The sequence below is a fragment of the Sphingomonas qilianensis genome, assembly GCF_039614825.1.
Lineage (GTDB): Bacteria > Pseudomonadota > Alphaproteobacteria > Sphingomonadales > Sphingomonadaceae > Sphingomonas > Sphingomonas qilianensis.
Map to the genome: position 1 here is coordinate 89,278 of NZ_JBDIMF010000005.1, position 13,716 is coordinate 102,993.

Sequence of the window (13,716 nt, forward strand, 5' to 3'; positions counted from 1 at the left end):
ATGGACGGGGTCGAGACCGTGCCGGTGGTGCAGATCGAGAGCCCGTGCATCAATATCTGCAAGATCGATGCGCAGGGCCTGTGCACCGGATGCTGGCGCTCGCTGGACGAGATCGGCGGCTGGAGCAGCGGCACGCCCGAATGGCGCGCCGCGGTGATGGCGGCGCTGCCCGCGCGGCGACCGGCGGCGCAGCGCCGCTAGACCGCCGCTTCCGCCGCCGCCTTGGCATAGATGCTGTTGATCGGCCGCGACATCACGCGCCCGACCATTGGCTCGAAAAAGGCCAGCGGCGCGCTTTCATAATGCGGGTCGAACGCCGCCTGATCATATTTCTCGCAGAATTCCGCGCAGGCCTCGAAATGCGGGTGGCCGCGATAATTTTCGCGCAGATCGCGATCGCCGCCGATATAGTGGAAGAAATAATAGCCCTGGAACACGCCGTGCGTGTTGGCGATCCAGTGCACTTCCTCCGACACGAACGGGCGCAGCATCGCCGCGCCGATCTCGGGATGGTTATAGCTGCCGAGCGTGTCGCCGATATCGTGCAGCAGCGCCATCACGACATAGGCCTCGTCGCGCCCGTCGCGATGCGCGCGCGTGGCCGTCTGCAGCGAATGTTCGAGCCGATCGACCGGGAAGCCGCCATAATCGCCATCGAGCAATTTCAGATGCGTCAGCACGCGATCGGGCAGCTTGCTGGCAAACTGCATGAAATGGCCGCTGATCAGCCGCCAATCTTCCTGCGTGCCCTCGGTCATGGCGGTGAACTGTGCCCGGTCTTGCGGTGCGTTCATGGCGTCTCTCCTATGACGACGACCATAGCGCGCTTTGCGCTGCCTTGTCAGCCGCTGTAAGGCTGGCCCGATGCCCACGCCCCTTCCCGTACACGCGCTGAAAAAGCCCGACATCTTTTCCCGCCCCTTCTTCGAGGAGAAGAGCCGCGCGTTCTGGACGCTGCAGGCGGCGGGGTGGAGCGGCTATCTGATCCTGCGCAGCGTTTCCAGCATCTCCAACGGCCCGTCGCTGGAAGTGCTGATCCCGGTGATCATCGAATCGATCGTCGGCTATTGCATCACCTTGCTGCTCTCCACGTTGTACGGCGTGTATCGCCGGCTGCCGCGGATCAGCGGCGTGCTGCTGACGATCCTGACGCTGGCGGCAGCGACGTTGCTGTATTCGGTGCTCAACGCTTTCTCCTTCTCGTTCATCAAGCTCGACAATCCCGGGCTCAACCTGAACCTGGTGCTGGGCACGGTATTCCTGAGCTTCACCGTGCTGGCGGGCTGGTCGGCGCTGTATTTCGGGATCAATTTCTACCTGATCGTCGAGGAGCAGATCGATCAGCTGGAGACGCTGGGCAACCAGGCGAGCTCCGCGCAGCTGGCGATGCTGCGCTATCAGCTCAACCCGCATTTCCTGTTCAACACGCTCAATTCGATTTCCACGCTGGTGCTGCTGAAACAGACCGAGCGCGCCAATACGATGCTCAGCCGCCTCTCCTCGTTCCTGCGCTACACGCTGGCCAACGAGGCGACCGCGAACGTGACGCTGGCGCAGGAAGTGGAGACGCTGAAACTGTATCTCGAGATCGAAAAGATGCGCTTCGAGGAGCGGCTGCGCCCGGTGTTCGACATCGATCCGCGCGTCGAGAAGACGCAATTGCCCTCGCTGCTGCTCCAGCCGCTGGTCGAAAACGCGATCAAATATGCCGTCACGCCCAAGGAAGAAGGCGCCGAAATCCGCGTTACCGCGCGGCTCGCCGGAGATCGCGTGCAGATCGCCGTATCCGACACCGGCCCGGGCTTGCATGAAATGAAAGCACGTCCAAGCCTTTCAACCGGGGTCGGGCTTGCCAATATCAGAGAACGCCTGGCGCAGGCGTTCGGGCCGGATCACAGCTTTGATGCGCGAAGCCGCCCGGATGGCGGCTTCGAGGTCGAGATCGAAATTCCGTTCCAGCTCGACGATGCGTCGAGAGGGTTGGCAAGAGAGGTTGCATGACGATTAGAACGATTTTGGTGGATGACGAGTCGCTGGCGATCCAGGGCCTGGAACTCCGCCTCGCCGCCCACGAGGATGTCGAGATCATCGATCGCTGCCAAAACGGCCGCGAGGCGATCCGCAGCATCAAGACGCACAAACCCGATCTCGTCTTCCTCGACATCCAGATGCCGGGCTTTGACGGCTTCTCGGTGGTGCAGGGTCTGATGGAGGTCGAGCCGCCGTTGTTCGTGTTCGTCACCGCCTATAGCGATCATGCGCTAAAGGCGTTCGAGGCGCAGGCGGTGGATTATCTGATGAAGCCGGTGGATGAATCGCGCCTCGCCGACACGCTCGACCGCGTGCGGCTGCGGCTGAGCGAAAAGCGCGGCGCGGAGGAAGTCGACCGGCTGAAGGAAGTGCTGGCCGAAGTGGCGCCGGACACGGTGACAGAGCTTGGCGAAGGCGGCGAGCAGGTCTCCTCCAACCGCTTCGAGAAGCTCATCAACATCAAGGATCGCGGGCAGATCTTCCGCGTCGATGTCGACACGATCGAGCGCATCGATGCGGCGGGCGATTACATGTGCATCTATACCGGCGACAACACGCTGATCCTGCGCGAGACGATGAAGGATCTGGAGAAACGGCTCGATCCGCGCCGCTTCCAGCGCGTGCACCGCTCGACCATCGTCAATCTCGACCTGGTCAAAGAGGTGAAGCCGCACACCAATGGCGAATGCTTCCTGGTGCTGCAATCGAACGCGCAGGTGAAGGTGTCGCGCAGCTACCGCGACGTGGTGGCGCGGTTCGTACACTGAGGGCTGGCTGGCAACGATAGGGCTTCCCCGGCCCTCGCCGGGGAAGTGCGGTGTGGCCGTTAAGCTTCTGCGTCTTGCGCTGGCGCATCGCCGTCGGCGGGGCGCTCGTACCAGGCCTCAACCGGGCCGCTATATTTGATCGTCAGCGGATTGCCCTTGCGATCGACCTTCTTGCCGAGCGCGACACGGATCCAGCCTTCGGACAGGCAATATTCCTCGACGTCATTGCGCTCGCGCTCCTTGAAGCGGATGCCGATGCCACGGGCCAATTTGTCTTCATCGAAGAACGGGCTGCGCGGGTTGGAGGAGAGGCGGTCTGGGGGCGTATCGGTCATGGTTCGCCCTTTGGCGTAAAATTCCCGCCGACGCCAGACACGAAAACGGCGCCGGATCGCTCCGGCGCCGTATCGTTAGCGTCAAATGATCAGTAGCAGACGCGCACGCGCACCGGCTGCCCATAATAGGGATCCCAGCGGCGCTCGACCCGGCAACCGCCGTAACCGCGCCCACGGAAGCGCTGCGCATAATAGCCATCATTGGGATAGTAACCGCGCTGATTATAATAGTTATAATCGTAATTGCGCGGGAAGCCGCGGCCACGATAATAATCGTCGCGGTACCGATCACGGCCATTCGACGCGATCGCGGCGCCGATCGCCAGACCGGCAATGCCGGCGACCAGCGCAGGGCCGGTGCTGTCGTGATGGCGACCATAACCGCCACCATAACCGCCGCCCCAGCCACCACGATAGCGCTGCGCCTCGGCCGGCGCCGACGCGGTCAGGGCCGTCGCGGCGAGCGCGACGCCCAAACCCGCTTTCTTCATCAAGCTGTTCATGTTCATACTCCTCATGCCAGCAAGCCCTTGTTCGCGTTGGGTCCGATAACGCGTGACCCACCGAGCTTGTTTCCAGGGGCTAGCCGAGTCGGCCTGAACGGCCCCGGAATGCGGCATTTATGAAGCATTCACCTGACCTTGGGGAAGAGGCCGTGCAATCGGATTGGGCACGGCCTAGTGGCCGAGCAACCGCACCGTCGCGTCGCTGCCCTGGGCCGCGGCTACCGCCATTGCCGACCTGCCGGCGGCATCGACCAGGGTGCGATCCGCACCGGCGGCGAGCAGCATTTCGATCTGTTTGGGCCGCGCGAACAATGCCGCCATCATCAGCGCGGTCTGACCCGCCCTGTTGCGCACGTTCACATCGCACCCGGCCAGCAACAAGCGGGCGGCGATGGCGTCATCGCCCTTGAACGCGACGCCCATCTGCGCGGTATTGCCCTGATCACGATCGGGCAGGCACGCATCCGCCCCGGCCGCGATCAGCGCCTCGACCGTATCGGGATGCGCGTTATAGGCCGCCAGGATCAGCGCGGTAAAACCGCGTGCGTCGCGCGCATTGATGTTGGCGCCGGTCCTGACCAGCGGCGCGATCAGATCGGCGCGGCCCAGCCTGGCGGCATCGAACAGTAATTCCTGACGACGCTCGGGCGAGGGCAGCGCGGTGGCCGGGGCGGGCTTTGCCGGGACGGGGGACGCCGGGACGGGGGACAGCGGGACGGGGGACGCCTGGGCGGGCGCCGTCGCCAGCAGCGCCGCGAAAAAATAGTGCAGCATGGTATTTCCTCGAAAACGGCCGGACCCCGGCGGGGCCCGGCCGATCGCTCAGCGGGTCGCGAGCTTGGCGGTGGCGGCGCGATATTCCGCCACGGCGCGGGTCACTTCGGCCAGCGGCACGTTGGTCGCCTGCGCGAGCCGCGTGCCATAGTCCTTGTCGGCCTGATAGAAATAGCTGACCATGATCGTCTTGGTCCGCGCCGACGTGACGACGTTGAGGTCGCCCGCCAGATTGGCGATCAGGTCCGCTTTGTCCGCCGCCGACAGCGCGCGATAAAACGTGCCCGGCTGCGCAAAATTGTCGGTCTTCGAGATCGGCTTGACGTCGGCCATGCCGGAGACGGCATAGGCCGACTGGCGATACTGAGCATCGGTCGTCTTCTGCGCGGTCTGCGCCGGGAAGTAGTTTACATCCGCCTTGCGGTTGCCATGGTTGAGCTGGCCGTCCTGGTTGTTGTTGACCACCGTCACGAGAGGACGATTGACCGGCAGCGACAGCGCATTGGCGCCGAGCCGGTGACGCTGCGTATCGGCATAGGAAAACAGCCGCCCCTGGAGCATGCGATCGGGCGACGGTTCGATGCCGGGCACCATATTCGACGGCGCGAACGCGGATTGCTCGGTAAATTCGAAGAAATTGTCGGGCACCTTGTTCAGCACCATCTCGCCGACCTTCTTGAACGGCACGTCTAGCCATTCCTTGGTGTCGTCGAACGGGTTGTAGCTCAGCTTGGCGAACTCGGACGGCTTCATCGTCTGCACCATCAGATCCCAGGTCGGGAAATTGCCGGCGGCGATCTCGGTATACAGATCATCGGTCAGGTAATTGAACGGCGCCTTTGCCGCAGCCGCGCCGTTCAGATTCTTGACGCCCTGGTGGCTGATCCAGCGGAACTTGGCGAAGACCGTCTCGCCATTCTTGTCGACCAGCTTGAAGGCGTGGACGCCATTGCCGTCCATCGTCCGGTACGAGGCGGGCGTGCCGAGGTTGGAATAGACCTGGGTCAGCATGTTGGTCGCTTCGGGCGTAGCCGAGAAAAAGTCGAAGAAGCGGTTCGGATCCTGCTTGTTCGTGATCGGCGAGGGCTTGAGCGAATGGATCATATCGGGAAACTGAATCGCATCGCGAATGAAGAAGATCGGCAGGCTGTTGCCGACCAGATCCCAATTGCCCTCGTCAGTATAGAACTTCACCGCAAAGCCGCGCGGATCGCGCATGCCCTCCGGGCTGCCCGAGGGATGGATCACGGTCGAAAAGCGCACGAACGTCGGGGTCTGCTTACCGGGCACAAACAGCGAGGCGCGCGTGATGTCACCGAGATCGGCGGAGGCGGTGAACACGCCGTGCGCGCCGGTGCCCCGGGCATGAACGACACGTTCCGGAATACGCTCGCGATCGAAGCGCGCGAGCTTTTCGATCAGATGGCTGTCCTCCAGCAAGACCGGGCCGAGATCGCCGACCGTCTTGGAGTGGCGGTTTTCGCCGACCGGCGCGCCATTGTCGCGGGTGAACTGCGGCGCCGCAGCGCTGGCGGCATCGCCCTTTGCGTCAACGGTGCCGGCGACGCCCGCTTGTGCCGCCAGCGGCTTGCTGGCGGGCAGAGGCTGGGCAACGGTCGTCATCCGCGTTTCGACCTGGGTCGAGGCGGCGCTTTGCGCCTGCGCTGCGAGCGGCAGCGCGAGCGCGGTCATCGTTCCCAGAACGGAATAGGTGTGGCGGTTGAACATGTCGGCTTCCCCTGTAGACCTGTAAAGCTTCGGCCCCGTTCGGGGCACGCGGCACGCCAACATGGCGGCCAGGGCGGGCCTGTGGACGATCCACCGCGTTTCGCTAAGTGATCTCTCTCGATGACAGCCAATGCCGCACTCGATCACGGAGGGCGGGCGCCGCGCACACACGAAAACGGCGCGGCAAAGCCGCGCCGTCAGTCCTCGCCCGAGCGAGGCTGGCCGGGCCTTTTGGCGCGCCGCAGCGTGCGCTGCGGCTGGCCCGGCCCGCCCGCGTTACGCCTGCTTGGCGCGGCTCGCGCGCTTGCGCTCGTTGGCGTCGAGGTAACGCTTGCGCAGCCGGATCGACTTGGGCGTCACTTCGACCAGCTCGTCATCGTCGATATAGGCAATCGCCTGCTCGAGCGTGGCGCGCTTGGGGGGCGTCAGGCGGACCTGATCGTCCTTGCCGCCGCTCGCGCGGAAGTTGGTCAGCGCCTTGGTCTTCATCGGATTGACTTCGAGATCGTCCGGCTTGGCGTTCTCGCCGACGATCATGCCCTCGTACAGCGACTCGCCGTGCCCGACGAACAAGATGCCGCGCTCTTCGAGCGGGCCCAGCGCGTAATTATTGGCTTCGCCGGTGCCGTTGGAGATCAGCACGCCGTTCTTGCGGCCTTCGATCTTGCCCTTGTGAGGCCCGTACTTCTCGAACAGCCGGTTCATGATGCCGGTGCCGCGCGTGTCCGACAGGAACTCGCCGTGATAGCCGATCATGCCGCGCGACGGCGCGGAGAAGGTGATGCGCGTCTTGCCGCCGGTCGAGGGACGCATATCGGTCATCTCGGCCTTGCGGATGTTCATCTTCTCGACGACCGTGCCCGAATGTTCGTCATCGACGTCGATGATGACGGTTTCGTACGGCTCGGTCTTGTTGCCGTTCTCGTCTTCGCCGAACAGCACGCGCGGACGCGAGATGCCAAGCTCGAAACCTTCGCGGCGCATCGTTTCGATCAGCACGCCGAGCTGAAGCTCGCCGCGGCCGGCGACTTCGAAGCTGTCCTTGTCGGCGGCTTCGGTGACCTTCACGGCGACGTTGGATTCGGCTTCACGGAACAGGCGCTCGCGGATCATGCGGCTGGTCACCTTGGTGCCTTCGCGGCCGGCCATCGGCGAATCGTTCACCGCGAACCGCATCGACAGCGTGGGCGGATCGATCGGCTGGGCGTGCAGCGGCTCGGTCACCGTGATGTCGGCGATGGTATTGGCCACGGTGGCGACGGTCAGGCCGGCGAGGCTGATGATGTCCCCCGCCTTGGCTTCGTCGACCGGCACGCGATCGAGCCCGCGGAACGACATGATCTTGGAGGCGCGGCCGGTTTCGATGATCTTGCCATCGTTATCCAGCGCGTGGATCGCCTGGTTGGTCTTCACCACGCCCGAATTGACGCGGCCGGTGAGGATGCGGCCAAGGAAGGGATCGCGATCGAGCAAGGTGACGAGGAACGTGAACGGCACGCCGGCGACTTCCACGGCGGGCGGCGGCACGTGCTTCACGATCGTCTCGAACATCGGGATCAGCGTGCCTTCGCGCGCGTCCATATCGGTCGAGGCATAACCGTTACGGCCCGAGGCATAGAGCACGGGGAAATCGAGCTGCTCGTCGTTCGCGTCCAGGGACACGAACAGATCGAACACTTCGTCGAGCACTTCCTGGATGCGCGCATCCGAGCGATCGACCTTGTTGACGACGACGATCGGCTTGAGGCCCAGCGCCAGCGCCTTGCCGGTGACGAACTTGGTCTGCGGCATGGCGCCTTCCGACGAATCGACCAGCAGGACGACGCCGTCGACCATCGACAGGATGCGTTCGACTTCGCCGCCGAAATCGGCGTGGCCGGGCGTGTCGACGATGTTGATGCGGATGCTCTCGCTTTCGCCCGGCGGGGTCCAGTCGACCGAGGTCGGCTTGGCGAGAATGGTGATGCCACGCTCTTTTTCGAGATCGTTGGAATCCATTGCGCGCTCTTCGATGCGCTGATTGTCGCGGAACGTGCCGGACTGACGGAACAGCTGATCGACGAGGGTCGTCTTGCCGTGATCGACGTGCGCGATGATCGCCACATTGCGGAGGGCCATGAGTATATCCGGTGCTTTAGCTTGGGGAAGGTGGTGGGCGCGCCCCTAGCGCAATTGTCGCGGCGCAACAAGGGCGGGGCAAACGAGCAGGGCGCGCCAGCGTGGTCCGCCGGCGCGCCCTGCCCTGTTCACCGTGTTGGCGCGATCAGAATTTGGCGCCGATTTCCACGCCGTACATGCGCGGTTCGCCCGAGATGTAGGTGGGCACGCCAAAGCCGCCGCCGGTGTTGCCGGCATCGATCAGATAGCGTTCGTTGGTCGCATTGCGGACGAAGCCGCCGAGGCGGTAGCGGCCCTCAGCGAACTCGACGCCGGCGCGGGCGTTGACCAGGGTATAGCCGCCCTGGCTGATCGCGTCGTTGTTCGGCAGTTCGAAGAACACCTTGCTCTGATAGGTCGCCGAAGGAACGGCATAGAATGAGACGCTGTCGTTCAGCGGCACGCGGACGTTGATCCCGCCCGATGCCGTGATCTTAGGCTGGAGACGGAAACGATCACCCGAATAGACCCCAAAGGCCGCGTCTTCGTTCAGCTTGCCATCGATATAAGCGAAATTACCGAACAGCGAGACCATCTGGCCGAGCCGCAGATTGCCCTCCGCTTCCACGCCCAAATTCTTGGCATTGGCGCTTTGCGTGGTGGTCGTACCGTTTGACGTGACGGAGAACTGGAACCCGTCATAGCGCTGGTAGAACACGCCGAGCGACCCGGTGAACGCGCCGACATTGCCCTTGATGCCGCCTTCGTAATTCCACACCACTTCTTCGGGGATGATCTGCAGATTTGGCACCACGGTGGCGCCAGCCGCGCGGGCGGCAAGCTGCACCACCGGCGAGCGGCGGCCCTTGCTGATCGTGCCGTAGATATTCACGCGATCAGTGATGCGGTACAGCGCGTTGAAGCGCGGCAGGAAGGCCGCGAAGCTACGCTCCGCCTCGAACTTGCGGCCGCCGGTATTGGCCGTGCCGAGCAGGCTGGTGTTGATCCCGAGCCCGGCGAGCAGCACCGAATTGGGCTGCACCGAGCTGTAACCCGCCTGACGATCCTCGATCAGCACACGCGCACCGGCGGTGAGTTCGAGCGTTGGCACCGGCGTCCAGGTGGCGTCGGCGAACACCGAATAGGTATCGTTATTGCCGAAATTGCTGAACACCGAGGCATAAGGCAGCTGCGTCAAACGACCGCCGCTCAGTACGCCGGTGGCGCGGGTCGCGGCAGGGATGGTGCCGTTGGCGGCAACGCAGCCCGTGCCGGTCGGGATGCCCTGCGCGGTAAGCGCGGCGCGGACCGGGGCATAAGCGGCATTTACCGAGCAGGCCAGATACGTGCCTTCTTCGGTGGAGAAGGGCACGCGCTGATAGCCGTTTTCGAAAAACGCGTTCCAGCCGAACGAGGCGCGCAGCGTGTCCCCCGTGAAGTTGAAGCGGCTTTCGTGGCTCCATTGGTCGCCCTTCGCGTCTTCGGCGAATTCGAGATACCAAGCGGGGCCGCCATCGGCATCGAACACTTCATTGGCATCAAAGCGGCGATAGCCATTGACCGTGGTGAAGGTGACGCCGGGCGCGACATCGATCGCGACGGTCAGGTTCGCATCATATACGTTGCGCTTGAGGCCAAGTTTGCGATCACCCAGCACTTCCTGGCTGAACGGCGAGCCGGACAGTTCGGCATTGCCATAATCACCGGTCTGCCCGCCCGTGGGGGCGAAGGCACGGCTCTTGAAAGCGGTACCGGGATTGCGCTGACCATCATACGTCAGCACGAGATCGGCCGTGACACTGTCCGATGGCGCGAAATGCAGCGACCCGCGGATGCCGCGCTGATCCTGCCCATTGAGATCGTCCTGATCGACGCGGCCCTGATTCTGATTGGGAATCTTGCCATCGCCGGCGATGTTGGGGACATAGCCGTCGCGATATTTGTACGCGAAGGCCAGGCGCCCGGCGAGCACGTCATTGCCGGCGTTGAGGAAGCCCGAGACCTGCGTGCGATCGTAATTGCCATAAGAGGCGGTAATGCCGCCCGACGTGCCCGGCTGCGGGCGCGCCGAGATGATCGACACCGCGCCAACCGCTGCGGCGGTGCCGAACAAGGTCGCTTGCGGCCCCTTGACGACCTCGACACGCTCGAGATCGTAGAGATCCTGATAAGCGCCGCGCGAGCGCGAAATATCCACGCCGTTATAATAGAGCGTGACGCGCGCGCCCTGCTGCGACGAACCGTTATCCGAGGTGATGCCGCGGATGACGAAGCCGGGATTGTTCGCACTCTGCTCCTGGATACGCAGGCCGGGGATATACATCGCCACTTCGGTGAGCGAGTTGACGCCGAGATCGGCCATGCGCGCGCCGGTAATGGCGGTCACGGTGAGCGGCACGTCTTCGATCCGCTGTTCGCGCTTCTGCGCGGTCACGACGATATCATCGCTGCCCAGCTCCTGATCGGGCTGGATATTGGCTTGCGCCATGGCCACGCTGGACGCGCAGGTGAGCAACGCGGCAATGCTGCCGCGGACGAACAGGTTTGTCATAAATCCCCTTTGTTTTGCTGCGCCGCAGCTAGGCGGGATGCATTGCGACTTCGCGTCGGTTTGATGCAGTTTATGTTACAATTCGATGTGAGCGGCCGTCATTTTGCGTGTTATTTGAATAACACACTTGAACGCATGGGCATTCGCGCCCAAAATCGGGCTCAATTGTTCCGGAGATCCCGACGATGGCGACCGCTTCCGATACTGCGATTGCAGACCAGAGCCTGGTGCTGACCCCGCCCGATCCGGTGCCGGTGGTATCGGCCGAGAGGGCGGTCGGGCTGGTGCCGGTCGACGATGCCAAGCGCAGCGAACTGCAAAAGCGCGTCGACACGTTCATCGACGATCTCGTCGCGCAGGACGTCAATTCGCCCGAATTCGGCAAGCGCGTCGATGCGATCAGCGCGATGGGGCAGAAGGAAATCCGCGAGGCTGCGGGGCAATCGAACCGGTTTCTCGATCGGCCGACGCGGGCGATGGATCAGGAAACCGGCGTCGGCAAGGATCTCGCCGAATTGCGCCGCACCGTCGAGGATCTCGATCCGGGCAAGCGCGGCAATCTCACCGCGCCGAAAAAGCTGTTCGGGCTGATCCCGTTCGGCGGGGGCCTGCGCAATTATTTCGACAGCTACAAATCCTCGCAGACGCACATCGCCTCGATCCTGAAATCGCTGACCAGCGGCAAGGACGAGCTGCTGATGGACAATGCCGCGATCGACGTGGAGCGCGCCAATCTGTGGAGCGCAATGGGGCGGCTGGAGCAGATGATCGTGCTTTCCAAGGAAATGGACGCCAAGCTGGAGGACAAGGCCAATGAGCTGGATCACACCGATCCCGCCAAGGCCAAGGCGATCCGCGAAAGCGCGCTATTCTATGTCCGCCAGCGCACGCAGGATTTGCTGACGCAGATGGCCGTGACGGTGCAGGGCTATCTGGCGCTCGATCTGGTCAAGAAGAACAATGTCGAGCTGGTCAAGGGCGTCGATCGCGCCTCCACCACCACTGTATCGGCGCTGCGCACCGCGGTGACCGTGGCGCAGGCACTGACCAACCAGAAATTGGTGCTGGAACAGATCACCGCGCTCAACACGACGACCGCCAACATCATCGATTCAACAGGCAAATTGCTCAAAAGCCAGACCGCTACGATCCACGAGCAAGCGGCCAGCGCGACGATCCCGATCGAGGTGCTGCAGCGCGCGTTCCAGAATATCTACGATACGATGGATGCGATCGACACGTTCAAGCTGAAAGCGCTCGACAGCATGAAGACGACGGTCAACACGCTCGGCAACGAGGTGGAAAAATCGCGCGGTTATATCGCGCGCGCCGAGGGCGCGACGCAGAATGCCGGCGCGGGCGCGGAGACGTTCAAGCTGGAGGCGCTGTGAGGTGACGGCAAACGCTGCTCGGTCGAAAACGTATCCGTCATTCCCGCGACGGCGGGGGTCACGGGCTGATCGTGCGTTCAGCGCCCAGGCGCTCGATACCATGGATCCCCGCCGTCGCGGGGATGACGGGACAGGGTCATGACCGATGTCGATCGCCAGATCGCGCGCAGCAGCGAATATCTCGATCGCACGCGCGAGCGCGCTGCGTCGCTGAGCGCCAGGCGACGCAAGCGCCAGGGCACGCAGATCATCACGCGGCTTGGCCGGATCGCGGCGGCGGATGCAGCGATCCTCGTTGCCGCGCTGGTGGTCGGGTGGATCATACCGCTGGGCATTGGCGGCGCGATGCTGGTGATGGCGGCGCTGATCGCGGCGACGTTGATCCTGGCGATCTTCCCGCTGACGCCGCAGCTAAAACCCGAAGCGTTGGCGCAGGTGCCGCTTAAAGCGTTGCCACTGAAGACCGAGCAATGGCTGGAGACACAACGCCCGGCCTTGCCCGCGCCGGCGCAGACCTTGATCGACGGGATCGGCGCGCGGCTCGAAGGACTGGCACCGCAACTGGCCACGCTGGACGAGCGCGAACCGGCAGCGGCGGAAGTCCGCAAACTGGTCGGCGAACAACTACCCGAACTGCTCAAGGGCTATGCGCGCGTGCCGGCCGCGTTGCGCGGCGTGGAGCGCAACGGCAAGACGCCAAATGCACAACTGGCCGATGGGCTGAAGGTGATCGACGAGCAGATCGCGGGCATGTCGGCACAGCTGGCCGAGGGCGATCTCAACCTGCTGGCGACGCGCGGGCGCTATCTCGAGATCAAATATCAGGGCGATGGGCTCGGCGGAACACCGTCCTAGGCCACCTCGCTGGGTTCGCCCGGCCAACCGGCCATCGCGCCCTCGACGATGCGCAACAACTTGCCCCGCCCCGCCCCGTCCTTGGCCAAGGTGGACATGCCCTGCACCACCGCCATGGCATGCGCGGCGAGCATTTCCGCATCGGTGCCCGGGGGCAAGCGGCCCGCGGCCACGTCCCGCTCGATCCGCGCGCGGAGCAAGGCCTCGATCTCGCGGCGGATCGCGGCCACCGTTTCGCGCACATCCGCCGCCGCCGCCGAGCTGCTGACGATCGAACTGGCGAGCAGGCAGCCGGGCGGTGTATCCTCGCCGGTGTCGCCGATTGCGGCAGCAGTGAGCAGGTCGCGCGTCGCCTGGCGCGCGCTGGGCGCGGCCGCGATCAGCGCGGGCACCGCGTCGCCGCCGCCCATATAGCGATCGACCGCTTCGTGAAACAGCCGGCGCTTGTCGCCGAACGCGGCGTAGAGGCTGGGCGGGGTGATGCGCATTGCGCGGGTGAGTTCGGTGATCGAGGTCGCTTCGTAACCGTGACGCCAGAACAGATGCATCGCGGCATCGAGCGCTGCTGCGCGATCAAACGAGAGCGGACGGCCGGTGCGTGGGCGCTCGGCCGACATGGCCGATGGTGCGAGAGCTTTCATAGCGATCGATATATAACGATTGACGATCGCCGGCAATGGG

Annotated in this window: 13 protein-coding genes; 5 read left to right on the top strand and 8 right to left on the bottom strand. The window is 63.9% G+C overall.

Going from position 1 to position 13,716, the window contains the following annotated elements; translation table 11 throughout:
- Complete coding sequence (locus ABC969_RS12120; protein WP_345865265.1) at window positions 1-201, top strand: DUF1289 domain-containing protein; 201 nt, start codon at window positions 1-3, stop codon at window positions 199-201.
- Here the strand turns inward: ABC969_RS12120 and ABC969_RS12125 are convergent.
- Window positions 198-794 (bottom strand): HD domain-containing protein, encoded by a 597-nt coding sequence (locus ABC969_RS12125; protein WP_345865266.1) that lies wholly within the window; start codon window positions 792-794, stop codon window positions 198-200. The genes ABC969_RS12120 and ABC969_RS12125 overlap by 4 nt on opposite strands.
- Before the next feature lie 70 nt (window positions 795-864).
- Here ABC969_RS12125 and ABC969_RS12130 point away from each other — a divergent pair, with 70 nt between their 5' ends.
- Window positions 865-2,001: a sensor histidine kinase gene (locus tag ABC969_RS12130; protein ID WP_345865267.1), complete on the top strand. Its 1,137-nt coding sequence runs from the start codon at window positions 865-867 to the stop codon at window positions 1,999-2,001.
- The gene (locus tag ABC969_RS12135; protein WP_345865268.1) at window positions 1,998-2,798 is read left to right on the top strand and encodes a LytR/AlgR family response regulator transcription factor; all 801 of its coding nucleotides are present in this window, start codon (window positions 1,998-2,000) and stop codon (window positions 2,796-2,798) included. The genes ABC969_RS12130 and ABC969_RS12135 overlap by 4 nt, the downstream gene beginning before the upstream one ends.
- Before the next feature lie 59 nt (window positions 2,799-2,857).
- Here the strand turns inward: ABC969_RS12135 and ABC969_RS12140 are convergent, their stop codons facing one another.
- From ABC969_RS12140 to ABC969_RS12165, 6 genes are all read right to left on the bottom strand, one after another.
- Entirely contained in the window at window positions 2,858-3,133 is a 276-nt protein-coding gene (locus ABC969_RS12140; RefSeq protein ID WP_345865269.1) for a DUF3297 family protein, read from the bottom strand.
- Window positions 3,134-3,222: 89 nt separating this feature from the next.
- On the bottom strand, window positions 3,223-3,636 hold the full coding sequence (locus ABC969_RS12145) for a hypothetical protein (protein ID WP_345865270.1): 414 nt from the start codon (window positions 3,634-3,636) through the stop codon (window positions 3,223-3,225).
- A 174-nt stretch (window positions 3,637-3,810) separates the two neighbouring features.
- Window positions 3,811-4,413: an ankyrin repeat domain-containing protein gene (locus ABC969_RS12150; RefSeq protein WP_345865271.1), complete on the bottom strand. Its 603-nt coding sequence runs from the start codon at window positions 4,411-4,413 to the stop codon at window positions 3,811-3,813.
- A gap of 48 nt (window positions 4,414-4,461) precedes the next feature.
- Entirely contained in the window at window positions 4,462-6,141 is a 1,680-nt protein-coding gene (locus tag ABC969_RS12155; protein WP_345865272.1) for a catalase, read from the bottom strand.
- A gap of 276 nt (window positions 6,142-6,417) precedes the next feature.
- Entirely contained in the window at window positions 6,418-8,259 is a 1,842-nt protein-coding gene (gene typA / locus ABC969_RS12160; protein ID WP_345865273.1) for a translational GTPase TypA, read from the bottom strand.
- Between the two features lie 145 nt (window positions 8,260-8,404).
- Window positions 8,405-10,789, bottom strand: a complete 2,385-nt coding sequence (locus ABC969_RS12165) for a TonB-dependent receptor (protein ID WP_345865274.1) — start codon at window positions 10,787-10,789, stop codon at window positions 8,405-8,407.
- Between the two features lie 185 nt (window positions 10,790-10,974).
- Here ABC969_RS12165 and ABC969_RS12170 point away from each other — a divergent pair, with 185 nt between their 5' ends.
- Both ABC969_RS12170 and ABC969_RS12175 read left to right on the top strand, forming a co-directional pair.
- Window positions 10,975-12,180: a toxic anion resistance protein gene (locus tag ABC969_RS12170; protein ID WP_345865275.1), complete on the top strand. Its 1,206-nt coding sequence runs from the start codon at window positions 10,975-10,977 to the stop codon at window positions 12,178-12,180.
- Between the two features lie 138 nt (window positions 12,181-12,318).
- Window positions 12,319-13,035, top strand: coding sequence for a hypothetical protein (locus ABC969_RS12175; protein WP_345865276.1), 717 nt, complete (start codon window positions 12,319-12,321; stop codon window positions 13,033-13,035).
- Here ABC969_RS12175 and ABC969_RS12180 read toward each other — a convergent pair.
- The gene (locus ABC969_RS12180) at window positions 13,032-13,676 is read right to left on the bottom strand and encodes a TetR/AcrR family transcriptional regulator (RefSeq protein ID WP_345865277.1); all 645 of its coding nucleotides are present in this window, start codon (window positions 13,674-13,676) and stop codon (window positions 13,032-13,034) included. The two genes, ABC969_RS12175 and ABC969_RS12180, sit on opposite strands and share 4 nt — an antisense overlap.
- Window positions 13,677-13,716: the final 40 nt, after the last annotated feature.